This is a genomic window from Lysobacter soli, assembly GCF_009755585.1.
Lineage (GTDB): Bacteria > Pseudomonadota > Gammaproteobacteria > Xanthomonadales > Xanthomonadaceae > Lysobacter_J > Lysobacter_J soli.
Genome location: NZ_CP046603.1, coordinates 3,938,488 through 3,953,872, shown reverse-complemented (window position 1 = coordinate 3,953,872; position 15,385 = coordinate 3,938,488). Strand labels below are relative to the sequence as shown.

Here is a 15,385-nt window from a genome sequence, read left to right as displayed (position 1 = left end):
CCGTTGCGGGCCAATCCGGCAAAATCTAACCGGTATGTGCGTGCTGTCACAACCGCGGACGTATGGCGTCCGACGTGCGGAAGGCAAATGCCCGGCCAGGGAGCGCTAACAGGTTTCGCCGACTCTGCATGTCGGCTTGCGTTTCGACGGTGCGCTCCCCCTTCCGCGGAACAGCGCGCGCACGCACAGTAGCGGCTTCGCCGAAGGGAACCAGGCATGCGTATCCGTCGTTGTGGAGTGGTGTATTTCGAGCCGCGGGAACAGGTCGAGTTCGATCTTTCCCTCCTGTTGACCGGCGGCGATGGGCTCAATCGCGAGCGGCGCTGGCTCGCGCTCGCGCCGCATCTGGGCCAGGAAGTCGAGGTCGATGGCGACGAGCGCGAACTGCTCGGCGTGCTTAGCCCTGGTCAATGGATCGACGCGGATTCGATAGAGGCCGAGGCGGATACGCTCGCGCGCCTGCTGCGCGAAGGCCTGGTGGTCAGCGACGCGCCCGAACACGCCGACCTGCGCGGACGCGACGAATCGCTGCGTCGCACGTACTGGCATCCGCTCGCCGCAACGCTGCACGCGTTCACGCGATGGAGCGGCGTGGACACCGTGCAGAACCAGAAGGACAGCGGCACCGAAACCGCGGTCGCAATGCGGCAGGTGCTGGGTGCGCCGCCGGTGGAAGCGGCGCGCCGCGTCGATGACGATGCGCGCGTGCGGCTTCCGCGCATCGCGCCGACCTCGTTCGACGACCTGCTGGCGCGTCGCGCGACCTGCCGCAATTTCGATGCGTCGCGCACGTTGCCGTTCGACACGTTCGCGCAGGTGCTGCAGCGCGTGTTCGCCGCGCAGGCGGAAGTGCGCGTCACCGACGACACGGTGTTCCTGAAGAAGAACGTGCCGTCCGGCGGCGGCCTGCACCCGATGGAGTGCTACCTGATCGTGCAGCACGTCGACGGCGTCGCGCCCGGCCTGTATCACTACCAGTCGCAGGAGCACGCGCTCGAACCGTTGCCGTCGCCTGCCAAGCCGCTGCGCGAGTTCGTAATGGACATGGTCGCGCAGCAGCACTGGTTCGCCGACGCGCACGTCGTGGTGCTGCTCTCTCCGCGCTTCGATCGAACCTTCTGGAAATACCGGCACCACGCGAAGGGCTATCGCGTAATCGCGCTGGAGGGCGGTCACCTGTCGCAGACGCTGTACCTGGCCGCGACCGACGCCGGACTCGGCGCGTTCATCACCGGCGCGATCAACGAGGTCGAGCTGGAGCAGGCTTTCGGCCTGGACCCGATCCACCAGGGCGCCCTGGCGATCTGCGGTTTCGGCTGGCGCGGGCCCGTGATGGAGACGGCCGAGCTGGACCCGGCAGAGCGTGTCTGGCAACGGGCGGACGGCTGACGCCGAAGGCTGCGGCGCCGGGCGACTATCAAAAGCCGGCGCTTCGCGGCTGAATGGCCGATTTTGCGGGTCTAGGCAGTCGACATTGCCAAATCTGGCGCGCTATGTTTGGAGGCCCACCACAAGGATTGTCGCAATGCGTGCCATCCGCTTCGTTTCCGCCGCCCTCCTGAGCCTGGCGCTCGTCGCCCCGGCCGCGTTCGCGTCCGTCGACAGCCGCGTGCTGATGCTCGACGACATCCGTACCCAGCAGACCGAGATCCGCGACGGCGTGGAAGCGCGCACCGGTCGCTACAAGGACCTGTCGAGCTCGCAGCGCAACGAGCTGCTGACCAAGCAGGCGCGCATGCTGCAGACCATCGAAGGCAAGCATTCCACGGCCGAACTGAACGACCAGCAGAAGACCGAAGTCTTCAACACGCTGGAGTGGATCGAAGCGGTTGTGAACAACGATGGCGAAGACCGCATGGTCTGCGAACGTCGCCCGGTGCTCGGCAGCACCCGCAAGGAGCGCGTCTGCAAGACCGCTACCCAGTGGCGCGAAGAGCGCGAAGCGGCACGCAACATGATGGATTCCCGCGGCAGCTGCATGGACTGCAAGAGCAACTGATCGCGACGCATCTGGCGTCGTAACCGGAGCCGGCCCGCCGGCTCCTGCGGCATCGGCAGGGGGATTGCATGAACAAGCAAGCGCACTGGGGAGTGTGGCTGGCCTTGGCGATCGCGTGCTCGTCGCCGCTCGCAGCGATCGCACAGGACGACGCTTCGCCGCCACCGCAGAAGCTCGAACGCATCCTCGCGCAGCAGCAGGAACTCAAGCGCGATCTCGACGCTGGCAAGACCGACGGCCTGACGACGCGCCAGGTCAACGCGATCCGCAAGGCGCAGGTGGATGTCTTCGCGGTAACGGAAGGCAAGACCACGCTCGATCAACTGTCGATGGACGACAAGGTCCGGCTCGAGAACGCACTGGAGCGGATCAACGCCGAAGTGAAGAACACACGCGCCGGCTACGATGAAAAGCAGGTCTGCTGGCGTGAGCGCGCGTCCGGTACCACGATGAAGGTGACCCGCTGTGGCACCGAAGCCGAGAAGCGCGAGGCACGCGAAGGCGCGCGCGACTACCTGGATCGCCCGAAGGTGTGCGGCGATCGCTGCGGCTGATCACCGCCAGGGGTTCTAGCCGACGCAACGCGATACGTCCATGAGCGGGTTCGGGTGGGCGCTGTTGCCCGCCAGCCGCGGTGCGATCGATCCAGCAATTCCACACGATCGCGGCTCACGCCACCGCGGCTTCGATCGCGCGCGTTGCGCGCCGTAGCGAAATAGCTTCCGTCAGGTGCGCCGTACCGATGGCGTCCGCGCCATCGAGATCGGCGATCGTTCGTGCGACACGCATGATCCGGTGCATCGAGCGTGCCGACAGCTGCAGGGCGTCCACGGCGCGTTCTAGCAGCAGCCGATCGGCGTCGGCGAGCCGACACGCGGCTGCGGTCTCGGGCTGGTCGAGCACGGCGTTGGTCTTGCCTGCCCGCGCATGCTGCCGCGCGCGGGCTTCGACGACGCGTGTGCGGACGGTGCCGGTGGATTCGCCGGCGGGCGCGTCGGGTCGCAGCGCGGCGGGCGGTAGGCGCGCGACTTCGACATGCAGGTCGATGCGATCGAGCAGCGGCCCCGACACGCGGCCTCGATAGCGTCGCACCGCGTCCGGACTGCAGCGGCATCGCCCGGACGGGTCGCCGGCCCAGCCGCAGGGGCAGGGATTCATTGCCGCCACGAGCTGAAATCGCGCCGGAAATTCCGCACTGCGCGCCGCGCGCGACACGGTGATGACGCCGGACTCCAACGGTTCGCGCAGGACTTCCAGTGCGCGGCGATCCCATTCGGGCAATTCGTCCAGAAAGAGCACGCCTTGGTGCGCAAGCGAGATCTCGCCCGGCCGCGGCTGCGCGCCACCGCCGACCAGCGCGACCGCACTGGCGGTGTGGTGCGGCGATCGGAAGGGCCGCTCGCGCCAACGCGCCGGATCGAGCCCGCGTCCGCTGACGGACGCGATCGCCGCCGCTTCCAGCGCTTCGCTTTCGGTCGCCTCCGGCAACAGGCCCGGGAGGCGAGACGCCAGCAACGTCTTGCCGCAACCGGGCGGGCCGATCAGAAGAAGGTGGTGACCGCCGGCCGCGGCAATCTCCAGCGCGCGTCGCGCCTGGGACTGGCCGCGCACGTCGGCGAGGTCCGGTCCGGGCGTGCGTTCAAGTGCGGGTGCTTCGGCGAACGGAAGCGGCTTGCGACCCGTGAGGTGTGCGCAGACTTCCAGCAACGTGCGCGCCGTGCGGACTTCGACGCGGCTGGCCAGCGCGGCCTCGGGGCCGTTCCCGGCCGGGACGATCAGTTGGCGTCCGGCATCGCCGGCGGCCAGCGCGGCCGGCAGCACGCCGTCGACCGCGCGCAGTTCGCCCGTGAGTCCGAGCTCGCCAAGGAATTCGCCGTCGGCCAGCGCCTCCAGCGGGATCTGCCCGCTGGCCGCGAGGATGCCCAGCGCGATGGGCAGGTCGAAGCGGCCTCCGTCCTTGGGCAGGTCGGCCGGCGCGAGGTTCACCGTGATGCGGCGCGCGGGGAATTCGAACTGCGCGCAAAGGATCGCCGCGCGCACGCGATCCTTCGATTCGCGTACCGCCGCCTCGGGCAATCCGACGATCGACATCGCGGGCAATCCGCCCGCCAGATGCACTTCAACGCGTACCGCGGGCGCACGGACGCCCGATCGTGCACGGCTGTGCACGAGTGCCAGGTTCATGGGATTTGGCCGCTTAGTGGTGCGGCTGCGAAAGCGTCCCGGACTGCGAGGACGGCGGCTCGGACTGCGAGAGCTGCGTCTCCAGTTCGGCGACGGTGCGCTGCAGCTCTTCGAGCTTCTCGCGTGTGCGCAGCAGGACCGCGCGCTGGACTTCGAACTCCTCGCGCGTCACCAGATCGAGCTTGGCCAGCCCGGACTGCAGCACGGCCTTGAAGTTCTGCTGCAGTTCCTCGCGCCCTTCGCGGACGCTCGGGGGAACCAGGGTGCTCAGGCGGCGGGCGAGATCGTCGATGGGATTCAGGTCGATCATGGTGAGGGATGGTCCTCGGGTGTTCCCGCCAGAGTGGGGGGTCGGCCGTGAGGACGCCGTCGGCATGGGCCGCGGCGGAATGTGGGGGAAGTCCGAAAGTGGCGTCACTCTACCCGAGACCCCACCCGGGGCGGCACCGTCTTCGTTATCCTCCCGCCACGATCGAAGGCGATCGCAGGAGAACGTAGCGATGAAGATGGTCATGGCGGTGATCAAGCCGTTCAAGCTCGACGACGTGCGCGAAGCGCTCGCCGAGGCCGGCGTGGCGGGCATCACCGCGACCGAGGTGAAGGGCTTCGGGCGCCAGAAGGGTCATACCGAGCTCTACCGCGGCGCCGAGTACGTGGTCGACTTCCTGCCCAAGATCAAGCTGGAAGTCGCCGTGACCGACGAGCAGGTCGACGGCGTCGTCGAGGCGATCATGAAGGCCGCCGGCACGGGCAAGATCGGCGACGGCAAGATCTTCGTCTGGGACCTGGAACGCGCCGTGCGCATCCGCACCGGCGAGCTGGACGGCGACGCGCTGTAACTCCACTCCGCCGTACGCCGGCGACGCCGGCAGGCCATCCATCGAAAAGGACGTCATGACGCGCCTTCCCGGACTCGACCTGCTCCGCGCGATCGCGGTGGTGTGGGTGATGCTGTTCCATTCCTTCCTCGTCGGCGGACTCGGGCCGGACTTCAAATGGCTCGAGCGCTACGGCTGGATGGGCGTGGACATCTTCTTCGTGCTGAGCGGCTTCCTCATCGGCCGCCAGGTGCTGGCGCCGCTCGCGCGCGGCGAGCGCCTCTCCTTCGGCGACTTCTACGCGCGGCGCGCCTGGCGGATCCTGCCGGCGTTCGTCGTGGTGCTCGCGATCTACGTCGCGTTGCCGCAATGGCGTGAAGCCGACGGCCTGGCGCCGTGGTGGATGTTCGCGACCTTCACCTTCAACCTGCTGGTCGACTACGGCACCCAGCAGGCGTTCTCGCACGCGTGGTCGCTCTGCGTGGAGGAGCACTTCTATCTCGTGTTCCCCGCGCTTGCCGTATTCATGGCGAAGCGGCCTTCGGTCGCGAAGTTCGTCGGCCTGTGCGCGTTCGTCGTGGTCGCCGGCATCGCGGTGCGTACCGGCACGTGGCTTCACTACGACGCCGTGCAGCCCGACCGGCCGTGGTTCGTCGAGGACCTGTATTACCCGACGTGGTGCCGCCTCGACGGGCTGCTCGCGGGCGTGGTGCTCGCCGTGATCGCGGTGTACCGCCCGGCCACGTGGGAGCGCCTGACGCGCTCGGGCAACGCGTTCCTGATGCTCGGCCTGGCCGGCATGGCGCTGGCGTTCTGGCTGTTCGCGCAGCGCACCGGTCTGGTGGGCAATGCGGTCGGCTGGCCGGTGCTGTCGTGGTCCATTGCCTGCCTCGTGGTGGCCGGCGCGAGTTCGCGAAGCTGGATCGGACGCCGCGCGCTGCCCGGCGCGGGGTGGATAGCCGCGATCTCCTACAGCCTCTACCTGAGCCACAAGCTCGTGTTCGCCGCGGTGGATCGCACGTGGGGCGACGCGCTCGTGGGACAGGGCTTCGCGACGTTCGCCGTATATGCGGTGGCGACGCTCGCCGGTGGCGCCGCGCTGCATTACGCCGTCGAGCGCCCCTTCCTGCGCCTGCGCGAACGTCGTCGCCACGCCGCACGGTTGCGGCTGGCCGACGCGGCGGCCTGAGTCAGCCGCCCTTGATCCGCCGGTAGACGCGCTTCCACCCCAGGCGGATCGCGTCGACCCAGCGCGGCGGCGCGAGCAGTTCGGCCTCGCGCGCGCTGGGGCCCTGCCCGGTCAGGCGCTGGCGCATCTTCGCGACGTTGGCCAGGTCGCTGCGGCGCAGCTCGCGCGCGAGCGGCAACCAGCGCAGCCACCGCGGGGTGCGCATGGCGGAGGCGAAATCGATCAGCACTGGTGTCGAGCCGGCAACCAGCACGTTCGCCGGATGCAGGTCGTTGTGCGTGATCCCCGCCGCGTGCAGCGAGGCGACCGCGCCGCGCAGTTGCTGGAACACGTGCGAACCGGCGTCGAGGGCGACCTCGCCCAGCGTCTGGCCAGGAATGAACTCGATGCCCAGCGCGAGGCCACCGATCGTGCCCAGCAGCGCCGGCGCATGGCGCCAGCCGCGCAGGCGGTCGAGGACGCGCGCCTCGCGCCGCACGAGCAGCCGCGCGGGCAGCGACAGTGGCGTGCGGCGATACCGCCCGTAGTCCTTGACCACGGCGGGGCGTCCGTCGACGTCGAGCACGTAGACGTCGGGTTCGAGGAAACGTTCGCCACGCTTGAGCAGGCGAACATCGGGCGGCAGCGACCGGGGGTCGCGCGGCAGGGTGGAGGCGTTCATCGGGGGATCCGGCGACGCGCGTCGTGCTCGGGGGAGGGCGGCGCGGCGGTTCTCTGAACCGGACGGTTCAGTTATTGAAATTTTAATGACGCGACCGAAGTCGTCGACGCGCCCCTGCGGCACTCACCGTTCCGCGGCCGCACCACATTTGGCACAAGGCACGCATCGGTTCGCGCCAATAAAAAAGCCCCGCCGGAGCGGGGCCTTGGATGGATCGGAGCGGGAACCTCAGCGGCCGTCCAGCTCCGCCGCCACGAACGGCGGCAGCACCGCGGCGCCCTGGTGCGCGTCGGCGGTGTAGTACTTGGTGTCGAAGTCCTTCGCGCGGGCGTCCGCCACGCGGAAATCGAAACCCTGTCCCTTGCGCGCCAGCGTGCAGCTCCACCAGCCCGTCGGGTAGCACGGCTGCGGGAAGGGCAGCGTCTGGAACGTGGTGAAGCCGGCCTTGCCCATCTCGGCGCGCATTTCCTTGATGAGCGAGAGCAGCATCAGCGGCGATTCGGACTGCTGGACCAGGATGCCGTCGTCCTTCAGCGCGCGGAAGCAGCTTTCGAAGAAGGCCTTGTTGAACAGGCCCTCGGCCGGGCCGACCGGGTCGGTGGAGTCCACGATCACCACGTCCAGCGAGCCCGGTTCGCAGTTCTTCATGTAGGCGATGCCGTCGTCGAACAGCAGCGTCGCGCGCGGGTCGTCGTTGGCGTCGCACAGTTCCGGGAACCACTTCTGGGCCATGCGCGTGACCTGCTCGTCGATGTCGCACTGGACGGCCTTCTTCACGCCCTTGTGCTTGAGCACCTCGCGCAGCGTGCCGCAGTCGCCGCCGCCGATGATCACCACGTTCTCGGGGTTGGTGTGCGTGAACAACGCCGGGTGGGACATCATCTCGTGATAGAAGAAGTTGTCCTTCGTGGTCAGCATCATCGCGCCGTCGATGAGCATCAGGTTGCCCCAGTCGGTGCTCTCGAAGATCTCGATCTTCTGGAACGGCGACTGCACTTCGTCCAGCTTCCGGGTGATGCGGTAGCCGATCGCCGAACCGGTCGGGTCGAAGTTCTCGTAATGCCAGGAAGTGTTGGTGCTCATGCGCGCGTCCCAGGGGAAAGGCCGTCCGAACGCCGTCGTCGACGGGCCGGGGCGGCGGGAAAAGGGGCGGCATTGTAGCGGAGAGCGTGTTACGGGCCGGATTCGTCGCCGATCGGCCCGGGCGACGGGACCGTCCGTCCCCGGGCTGTAGAATGCGCGTCCCCCCGCCTCCCCCGGAACCGCGCCGATGTCCCACTGGTCGCTCGATCAGGCCCGCAAGACCTACTCGATCCCGCACTGGTCGGAAGGCTATTTCGACGTGGGCGCGAACGGGCAGGTCGTCGTGCGGCCGCGCGGCGAGAAGGGCCCGGCGATCTCGCTTCCGCAGGTCGTCGACGCCGCCAAGGCCAACGGCGCCAAGCTGCCGCTGCTGGTGCGCTTCCCGGACATCCTCGGCGACCGCCTGGGCAAGCTGCAGGGCGCCTTCGCGCAGGCGCAGGCCGACTGGGGCTACGCCGGCGGCTACACGGCGGTGTATCCGATCAAGGTGAACCAGCATCGCGGCGTCGCCGGCACGCTCGCGTCGCACACCGGCGAAGGCTTCGGCCTCGAAGCGGGCAGCAAGCCGGAACTGATGGCCGTGCTCGCGCTGTCGCGGCCGGGCGGCCTGATCGTCTGCAACGGTTACAAGGACCGCGAATACATCCGCCTGGCGCTGATCGGCCGCAAGCTCGGGCTGGAGACCTTCATCGTCATCGAGAAGCCCTCCGAACTGGCGCTGGTGATGGATGAAGCCGCGGCGCTCGGCGTGAAGCCGGGCCTCGGCGTGCGCATGCGCCTCGCCTCGCTTGGCGCGGGCAAGTGGCAGAACAGCGGCGGCGACAAGGCGAAGTTCGGCCTCTCGCCGCGCCAGGTGCTGGATCTGTGGAAGAAGCTGCGCGATTCGGACATGACCGATTCGCTGCAGCTGCTGCACTTCCACATGGGCTCGCAGATCTCCAACGTGCGCGACATCGCCAACGGCATGCGCGAGGCGACGCGCTATTTCGTCGAGCTCTCGCGCCTGGGCGCCAACGTGCGCTACATGGACGTCGGCGGTGGCTTGGGCATCGATTACGAAGGCACGCGTTCGCGCGGCTTCTGCTCGATCAACTATGGCGTGCAGCAGTACGCCAACTCCATCGTGCAGCCGCTGTCGGACGCCTGCGCCGAGCACGGGCTGGTGCCGCCGCGCATCGTCACCGAATGCGGCCGCGCGATGACCGCGCACCACGCCGTGCTGGTGGCAAATGTGGCCGAAGTCGAGGAAGCGCCGGAAGGCCGCATCCCCGACGTGCACGACGACGAGCCGGCGGTGATCCGCCACCTGCGCGAGGTCTACAGCGAGCTGGAGCAGCGCCCGCCGGTGGAGCTGTTCCACGAGGCGCAGCACCACCACGCCGAAGGCCTGCAGCTGTACGCGCTGGGCCAGCTCGACCTGGTGCATCGCGCGCGCATCGACGACCTGTTCTACGCGATCGCGCACTCGGTGCGTAAGCGCCTGAGCTACGACGAGAAGAGCCACCGCGAGCTGCTGGACGAACTCAACGACCGCCTCGTCGACAAGTACTTCGTCAACTTCAGCGTGTTCGAATCGATCCCGGACGTGTGGGCGATCGACCAGGTGTTCCCGATCGTTCCGATCGAACGCCTGGACGAGGAACCCACGCGCCGCGGCGTGCTGGCCGACATGACCTGCGATTCCGACGGCACGGTGAAGACCTACGTCGAGAACGAGGGCCTGGACACCTCGCTGCCGCTGCACGCGCAGCGTCCGGGCGAGACGTACCGCATCGGGTTCTTCCTCGTCGGCGCGTACCAGGAAATCCTGGGCGACATCCACAACCTGTTCGGCGACACCGACGCCGTGGAAGTGCGTATCGAAGGCGACGGCGACACGCAGGGCAAGGGCTACAGGCTGACGCAGCAGCGTCGCGGCGACACGACCGACGTGATGCTCGACTACGTCGGCTACCGGCTCGACGACCTGCGCGCGGCGTATCGCGAGAAGGTCGCCGCCGCCAGCTTGCCGTCCGACGAGTCGGCGCGTCTGGACGCCGCGCTGGAAAGCGGTCTCACCGGTTACACCTACCTCGACGACGTGCCGCTGGCATGAGCGGGGAACGAAGGCGGTACCTCGTCCTGGCACGCCGCACGGCGGCCTTCGACGAGGCGGTGATCGGCCCGCACCACGCGCACCTGGACGCGCTGCGCGGGCAAGGCCGGCTGGAGCTGGCCGGTCCGTTTTCCGACAGGAGTGGCGGCGCGTACATCGTCCGGGCGGGTAGTCTGGCGGAGGCTGAAGCCATCGCGTTCGCCGATCCGCTCCACGTCCGCGGTTCCTCGGAAGTGACCGTGCACGAATGGAACGCCGCGCCCTGAACGGCCGGCGCTCTTCTCAATCAATCAACGGAACAAGCAGATGAAAGTTGGCTTCATTGGCCTCGGTGCGATGGGCGCCCCGATGGCCCGCTACGTGCACGCCAAGGGCCTGCTCACCGCGGTGGGCAACCGCACCCAGGCCAAGGCCGACGCGCTCGCCGCGGAGCTGAACGTGCGCGCGGCGCGCTCCGGCGCGAACTTCGCCGATTGCGATGTCGTGGTGCTGTGCGTGTCGCTCGATGCCGACGTGCTGGAAAACGTCGCCGCGCTCGCGGACGTGCTGAAGCCGGGCGCGATCGTAATCGACCATTCCACCGTCGCCGTGGATACCGCACGCCGCTGCGCCGCGCAGCTGGCGCAGCACAACATCGGTTTCCTGGACGCGCCGGTGTCCGGCGGCGTGGAAGGCGCGCGGAACGGCAAGCTGTCGGTGATGGTCGGCGGCGACGCGGACGTGCTGGAAGTCGCACGCCCGGTGATCGAAAGCTACGCGGCGCGCATCAGCCACATGGGCGCGACCGGCGCCGGCCAGGCGACGAAGGCCGTGAACCAGGTGCTCGTGGCAGGTATCAACGAAGCCGTCTGCGAAGGCCTGGCGCTGGGCGAGAAGCTGGGGCTGGATCCCGAAAAGCTGCTGCCGACGCTGCTGGCTGGCGCGGCGAACAACTGGTTCCTCGACAAACGCGGCGCGACGATGCTGCGCGACGAGTTCAGCCCCGGCTTCAAGTGCGCGCACATGCTCAAGGACCTGCGCATCGTCGCGGCGATCGCCCGCGATACCGGTGTGCGCATGAGCACGGTCGAACAGGCGCTGGCCGATTACGCCGAACTGATCGAACGCGGACAGGGCGAATCGGATACGTCCGCGCTGATCACGCTCAAGCGCGGCGGCTGAGGCGCTCGATTACGCGGTCCCGCGCCGGGCGCTGGGCCGTTCCTTCAGGCGCGCGCCCACGAAGGCGCCGAGCCATGCGAGCAGCAGGCTCGATCCGATCGCCAGGCGATTGAAGCGCAGCACCTTCGCGAGCGTCATTTCCGGTTGCACCGACACCAGCACGAACACGATCGCGAACCACATCAGGGCGATCAGGCCGACGGCGAACCACGCGAAGCGGCGGCCGGCGAGGACGCCGCCTGCAACCATCGAAACGAATACGCCGATTACGTCCAGCAGCGGCAACTGGCCCCACGGCGTGGCCTGCACGTGTTGCAGCTTCGCGCCGAACACGTAGCCGATGAGCGTGAACAGCATCAAGCCGACCAACGCGGCGATGCAGCCCGACAGAGTGCGCTTGTCCATCCGTTCCCCAGAGATCCCGTCGCGGCCGGCAGTCTAGCCGCGGAATGACGCGACGGCGGTGACCGCGGTCGCGCCTCGCCGGTTTGTGCACGCGTTGACCGGATCAACGGTGGTTTGTGGTGGCTGATCGGTTTGGGGCCGTCTGTTCGGCCAGCCGAAACACCAGCGTCATTCCAGCGAACGCTGGAATCCATTTTGCTTCTGCCATCCGCGCGAGCGTGGAGAGCAGCGCGAACGCCCCGGCCCTAAACCCCAACCCCTCGCCCGCGCGGGAAGGCGCCGCCACTTCCGTCAACGGCAAGCTCCTGGAGAAAAAAGGGCCCGCGTGCGCGGGCCCCCGATTCGTCATTGGCGCGGATGGGCCGCGGCCGATGGCAGGTGCTACTTCACCTTGATGGCCATCGCCTGCAGGCCACCGCCGGCGAGCTTGCGTTTGGCATCCGCGAGATCGCTCGCCGTGCCGTACGGTCCCATGCGAACGCGGTACACCGTGCTGCCGTTGATGGCCGCCGATTCGACGCGCGCGCTGAGGCCGAGCATCGCGATGCGCGCCTTCATTTCCTCTGCCTGGCCCGACGCCTGGAACGCACCGGCCTGCAGCAGGTAGCGGGTGCCGTCGTCGGTAGCCGCTGAGGACGTGGCCGGCGTGGCGGCGGTCGTCGCGGCCTTCGCCTCGGACGGCGCGCTCGACGCCGTGGCCGCCGGCGTGGCGGCGCTGCCCGTGGTCGGCGTCCGCGACGGGACGGTGTCGGTCTCGACAGGGCGCGGCAGCGCAGCGGTCTGCGCAGTCGTTGCCGGCGTCGCCGCGGCGTCGGCGTCATCGGCCGACGGGCGCGCCTGCTTCTCGCGCTCCGCGGCACGCTTCGCCTCGGCCTTTTCGCTGGCCGCGAGCTCGGCATCCGTCATCGGCACTTCCTTGCCCGGCAGCAGCGTGTAGAAGTCGTAGTCGGTGTCCTTCTTCGCCGCTTCGTCCTGCGTGCTCTTTCCTTTCCCCTTGGCCGGGACAGGCGTGGCGTCTTCGGCGATGGCCTCCTCGTCCGCGCCACTGGCCGTGGCCGGCTGCGCGTCGGGGTTGGGCTGCGGGCGGAAGAAGCCGTCACCGCCGGACTTGAAGTACTTCGGCGCGACTAGGATCGCGACCACCGCCAGCAGGATGCCCAGCACCATCCAGGCCCAGCCGGGCAGGCCGCTGTCGCCGCCGGAATTGCGTCGTGCCTGGGACTTGCCTCGTTTCGCCGCCACTTACATCACCTCGGGGGCGCTGACGCCCAGCAGTTCGAGACCGTTGGCCAGTACCTGCCGCGTCGCCATCGCGAGCACGAGACGCGCATCGCGGGTGTTGGCGTCGTCGACCAGGAACTGGTGGTCGTTGTAGTACGTCTGGAACGTCTGCGCCAGTTCGAGCAGGTAGGCAGCGATCTGGTGCGGTTCCAGGTCGCGGCCGGCGGTCTCGACGACGTCGGAATAGCGCAGCAGCGTGGCGATGAGTTCGCGCGCGGCGACGTCGTCCAGATCCAGTGGCTGGGCGAGGCCGTTGGCCGCGTCGAACGACAATCCGCGCTCCTTGAGCTGGCGCATCAGGCCGTACATGCGCGCATGCGAGACCTGCACGTAGTACACCGGGTTGTCGAGCGACTGGCTGCGCGCGAAGTCGATGTCGAAAGTCAGCTGCGAATCGGGCTTGCGGGCGATCAGGAACCAGCGCGTCGCATCGCGGCCGACTTCGTCGACCAGGTCGCGCAGCGTGACGTAGCTGCCGGCGCGCTTGGACAGCTTCACTTCCTCGCCGCCGCGCATGACAGTGACCATCTGGTGCAGCACGTATTCCGGCCAGCCGGTCGGGATGCCGCAATCCAGCGCCTGCAGGCCGGCGCGCACGCGGGCGAGCGAGCCGTGGTGGTCGGCGCCCAGCTCGGTGATCGCGCGCTCGTAGCCGCGCTGCCACTTGCTGAGGTGATAGGCGACGTCCGGCAGGAAGTAGGTGTACGTGCCGTCGGACTTGCGCATCACGCGGTCCTTGTCGTCGCCGAAGTCGGTGGTGCGCAGCCACAGCGCGCCGCCTTCCTCGTAGGTGTGGCCGTGGGCGACGAGCTCGCGCACGGTCTCCTCGACCTTGCCGTCGGTGTAGAGCGAGGACTCCAGGAAGTAGACGTCGAACGAGACGCCATAGGCTTCCAGGTCCAGGTTCTGTTCGCGACGCAGGTATGCGACGGCGAACTGCCGGATCGCATCGAGATCGTTCGCGTCCTTCGCGCCCGTCACGACGTGGCCTTCCACCTCGACGCTGTCGCCGCGCAGGTAGGCCGCCGCGACGTCCTTGATGTAGTCGCCGCGATAGCCGTCTTCCGGCCAGTCGGGATGTTCCGGACCGTGGCCCTGCGCGCGTGCCTGCACCGAAATGGCGAGGTTGTTGATCTGCGCGCCGGCATCGTTGTAGTAGAACTCGCGCGCCACGTTCCAGCCGTTGGCATCGAGCACGCGCGCGATGCAGTCGCCGATCACCGCCGCCCGACCGTGGCCCACGTGTAGCGGACCGGTCGGATTGGCCGACACGTATTCCACGCCGGCACGATGGCCCTTGCCGCTCTCGTTGCGACCGTAGGCCGCGCCCTGTTCGAGCACCTGGCCGATCTGGCGCCGCCACGCGGCTTCGTCGACGTGGAAGTTGATGAAGCCGGGGCCGGCGATCTCGACATTGGCCAGGTCGGCGTTCGCCGGCAGCGCATCGACCAGCGCCTGCGCCATCGCGCGCGGATTCGAGCGCGCGGGTTTGGCGAGCAGCATGGCGGCGTTGGTGGAGAAATCGCCTTGACCTGCGTTCTTGGGACGCTCGATGACGAACTCGGGCGTGACGAGGTCGGCCGGCAGGGTGCCGGCGGCGCGGAGGGCGTCGATCGCCTGCGCCACGAGGGCGCGGAGAGTGGATTTCACGGGATTCTGCGGGGTGCTGCGGGACCGGGCATTGTACGCGAGCGGGCCCGCGGAGCCGGCCGTTCACACCCAGCCTCGCGCCGCCAGCGAGACCAGCGTCCCGTCGCCGACCACGATGTGATCGAGCAGCCGCACGTCGACCAGCGCCAACGACTCCTTCAGGCGCGCGGTGATGGTGCGGTCCGCCGCGCTGGGCTCGGGATTGCCGCTGGGGTGGTTATGTCCGCAGATCGCGGCGGCCGCGTTGAGGGAAAGCGCGCGACGCACCACTTCGCGCGGATGAACCTGGGCGCCGTCGATGGTGCCCTGGAACAGCTCCTCGAACGCGATCGCCCGATGGCGGGTATCCAGGAACAGCACGGCAAAGACCTCATGTGGCCGGCCGCGAAGGCGCTGCGCGAAATAGCGACCGGCCGCATGCGGATCGCTCAGCACCGCGCCCCGTTCGAGCTCCGCGCCGAGGAAGCGATGCCCGAGTTCGAGCGCCGCGGCGAGCCGGCACGCGCGCGCCGGCCCCAGCCCCGGCAGCTTCGACAACGCATCGGCCGGCTGTTCCAGCAACGTGCGCAGCGGTCCATGCGCGTGCAGCAGGTCGCGTGCGGTAGTCACCGCATCTCGGCCGCGCAGCCCGGAGCCCAGGAAGATCGCCAGCAACTGGGCGTCGGACAACGCCTTGGCGCCATAGGCGCGCAGCCGTTCGCGCGGACGTTCGTCCGTCGGCCATTCGCGGATGTGGAGGGGGCGGATGGATGCGTCCATGGTGACCGAATGCTGGGAAAGACCGGCAGTGCTGCGCGGAAGTGGGCGGGCGGCCGCCGTTGCGCCGCTGCAGGCGATGCACCACTGAGCACCACCCGCG

At 68.6% G+C, this 15,385-nt stretch carries 16 protein-coding genes; 8 read left to right on the top strand and 8 right to left on the bottom strand.

Features of this window, described 5'->3' with window-relative positions:
- Positions 1-216 precede the first annotated feature (216 nt).
- The 3 genes from GOY17_RS17965 to GOY17_RS17955 all read left to right on the top strand — a co-directional run bounded on the left by GOY17_RS17965 (position 217) and on the right by GOY17_RS17955 (position 2,553).
- Entirely contained in the window at positions 217-1,389 is a 1,173-nt protein-coding gene (locus GOY17_RS17965; protein WP_157031390.1) for a putative peptide maturation dehydrogenase, read from the top strand.
- 136 nt (positions 1,390-1,525) lie between these two features.
- Entirely contained in the window at positions 1,526-1,999 is a 474-nt protein-coding gene (locus GOY17_RS17960; protein ID WP_157031389.1) for a hypothetical protein, read from the top strand.
- A gap of 68 nt (positions 2,000-2,067) precedes the next feature.
- Entirely contained in the window at positions 2,068-2,553 is a 486-nt protein-coding gene (locus GOY17_RS17955; RefSeq protein ID WP_157031388.1) for a hypothetical protein, read from the top strand.
- A gap of 115 nt (positions 2,554-2,668) precedes the next feature.
- Here the strand turns inward: GOY17_RS17955 and GOY17_RS17950 are convergent, their stop codons facing one another.
- Together GOY17_RS17950 and ubiK are read right to left on the bottom strand one after the other, a co-directional pair.
- Positions 2,669-4,183, bottom strand: a complete 1,515-nt coding sequence (locus GOY17_RS17950; RefSeq protein WP_157031387.1) for a YifB family Mg chelatase-like AAA ATPase — start codon at positions 4,181-4,183, stop codon at positions 2,669-2,671.
- A gap of 13 nt (positions 4,184-4,196) precedes the next feature.
- Complete coding sequence (gene ubiK / locus GOY17_RS17945; protein ID WP_115844335.1) at positions 4,197-4,493, bottom strand: ubiquinone biosynthesis accessory factor UbiK; 297 nt, start codon at positions 4,491-4,493, stop codon at positions 4,197-4,199.
- 190 nt (positions 4,494-4,683) lie between these two features.
- Between ubiK and GOY17_RS17940 the strand changes: the two genes are divergently transcribed.
- On the top strand, positions 4,684-5,022 hold the full coding sequence (locus GOY17_RS17940) for a P-II family nitrogen regulator (protein ID WP_115844333.1): 339 nt from the start codon (positions 4,684-4,686) through the stop codon (positions 5,020-5,022).
- A 55-nt stretch (positions 5,023-5,077) separates the two neighbouring features.
- Entirely contained in the window at positions 5,078-6,190 is a 1,113-nt protein-coding gene (locus GOY17_RS17935) for an acyltransferase family protein (RefSeq protein ID WP_157031386.1), read from the top strand.
- 1 nt (position 6,191) lies between these two features.
- Here the strand turns inward: GOY17_RS17935 and GOY17_RS17930 are convergent, their stop codons facing one another.
- Together GOY17_RS17930 and speE are read right to left on the bottom strand one after the other, a co-directional pair.
- The gene (locus GOY17_RS17930) at positions 6,192-6,851 is read right to left on the bottom strand and encodes a phosphotransferase (protein WP_157031385.1); all 660 of its coding nucleotides are present in this window, start codon (positions 6,849-6,851) and stop codon (positions 6,192-6,194) included.
- A 228-nt stretch (positions 6,852-7,079) separates the two neighbouring features.
- Positions 7,080-7,934, bottom strand: a complete 855-nt coding sequence (speE, locus tag GOY17_RS17925; protein WP_157031384.1) for a polyamine aminopropyltransferase — start codon at positions 7,932-7,934, stop codon at positions 7,080-7,082.
- Between the two features lie 187 nt (positions 7,935-8,121).
- Here speE and speA point away from each other — a divergent pair, with 187 nt between their 5' ends.
- From speA to GOY17_RS17910, 3 genes are read left to right on the top strand one after another with little or no spacing between them, the layout of a single operon-like run.
- Positions 8,122-10,029 (top strand): arginine decarboxylase, encoded by a 1,908-nt coding sequence (gene speA / locus GOY17_RS17920; RefSeq protein ID WP_157031383.1) that lies wholly within the window; start codon positions 8,122-8,124, stop codon positions 10,027-10,029.
- The gene (locus tag GOY17_RS17915) at positions 10,026-10,295 is read left to right on the top strand and encodes a YciI family protein (RefSeq protein WP_157031382.1); all 270 of its coding nucleotides are present in this window, start codon (positions 10,026-10,028) and stop codon (positions 10,293-10,295) included. Before speA ends, GOY17_RS17915 begins: the two co-directional genes overlap by 4 nt.
- A 40-nt stretch (positions 10,296-10,335) precedes the next feature.
- A complete protein-coding gene (locus GOY17_RS17910; protein WP_157031381.1) occupies positions 10,336-11,190 on the top strand; it encodes an NAD(P)-dependent oxidoreductase in 855 nt (284 codons plus the stop codon).
- A 9-nt stretch (positions 11,191-11,199) separates the two neighbouring features.
- Here the strand turns inward: GOY17_RS17910 and GOY17_RS17905 are convergent, their stop codons facing one another.
- The 4 genes from GOY17_RS17905 to radC form a co-directional block, all read right to left on the bottom strand.
- Positions 11,200-11,595: a hypothetical protein gene (locus GOY17_RS17905; protein ID WP_157031380.1), complete on the bottom strand. Its 396-nt coding sequence runs from the start codon at positions 11,593-11,595 to the stop codon at positions 11,200-11,202.
- 381 nt (positions 11,596-11,976) lie between these two features.
- The gene (locus GOY17_RS17900; protein ID WP_157031379.1) at positions 11,977-12,837 is read right to left on the bottom strand and encodes an SPOR domain-containing protein; all 861 of its coding nucleotides are present in this window, start codon (positions 12,835-12,837) and stop codon (positions 11,977-11,979) included.
- Positions 12,838-14,526, bottom strand: coding sequence for an arginine--tRNA ligase (gene argS / locus GOY17_RS17895; RefSeq protein WP_157031378.1), 1,689 nt, complete (start codon positions 14,524-14,526; stop codon positions 12,838-12,840).
- Positions 14,527-14,589: 63 nt separating this feature from the next.
- Positions 14,590-15,285, bottom strand: a complete 696-nt coding sequence (radC, locus tag GOY17_RS17890; RefSeq protein ID WP_157031377.1) for a RadC family protein — start codon at positions 15,283-15,285, stop codon at positions 14,590-14,592.
- Between the last annotated feature and the right edge of the window lie 100 nt (positions 15,286-15,385).

What these genes read in the sequence shown, in the direction of transcription:
- GOY17_RS17930 (WP_157031385.1), bottom strand. Translation starts at nt 6,851, where the DNA reads ATGAACGCCTCCACCCTGCCGCGCGACCCCCGGTCGCTGCCGCCCGAT.
- GOY17_RS17955 (WP_157031388.1), top strand. Translation starts at nt 2,068, where the DNA reads ATGAACAAGCAAGCGCACTGGGGAGTGTGGCTGGCCTTGGCGATCGCG.
- GOY17_RS17910 (WP_157031381.1), top strand. Translation starts at nt 10,336, where the DNA reads ATGAAAGTTGGCTTCATTGGCCTCGGTGCGATGGGCGCCCCGATGGCC.
- radC (WP_157031377.1), bottom strand. Translation starts at nt 15,285, where the DNA reads ATGGACGCATCCATCCGCCCCCTCCACATCCGCGAATGGCCGACGGAC.
- ubiK (WP_115844335.1), bottom strand. Translation starts at nt 4,493, where the DNA reads ATGATCGACCTGAATCCCATCGACGATCTCGCCCGCCGCCTGAGCACC.
- GOY17_RS17940 (WP_115844333.1), top strand. Translation starts at nt 4,684, where the DNA reads ATGAAGATGGTCATGGCGGTGATCAAGCCGTTCAAGCTCGACGACGTG.
- GOY17_RS17965 (WP_157031390.1), top strand. Translation starts at nt 217, where the DNA reads ATGCGTATCCGTCGTTGTGGAGTGGTGTATTTCGAGCCGCGGGAACAG.
- GOY17_RS17915 (WP_157031382.1), top strand. Translation starts at nt 10,026, where the DNA reads ATGAGCGGGGAACGAAGGCGGTACCTCGTCCTGGCACGCCGCACGGCG.
- GOY17_RS17905 (WP_157031380.1), bottom strand. Translation starts at nt 11,595, where the DNA reads ATGGACAAGCGCACTCTGTCGGGCTGCATCGCCGCGTTGGTCGGCTTG.
- GOY17_RS17950 (WP_157031387.1), bottom strand. Translation starts at nt 4,183, where the DNA reads ATGAACCTGGCACTCGTGCACAGCCGTGCACGATCGGGCGTCCGTGCG.
- GOY17_RS17960 (WP_157031389.1), top strand. Translation starts at nt 1,526, where the DNA reads ATGCGTGCCATCCGCTTCGTTTCCGCCGCCCTCCTGAGCCTGGCGCTC.
- GOY17_RS17935 (WP_157031386.1), top strand. Translation starts at nt 5,078, where the DNA reads ATGACGCGCCTTCCCGGACTCGACCTGCTCCGCGCGATCGCGGTGGTG.
- speE (WP_157031384.1), bottom strand. Translation starts at nt 7,934, where the DNA reads ATGAGCACCAACACTTCCTGGCATTACGAGAACTTCGACCCGACCGGT.
- speA (WP_157031383.1), top strand. Translation starts at nt 8,122, where the DNA reads ATGTCCCACTGGTCGCTCGATCAGGCCCGCAAGACCTACTCGATCCCG.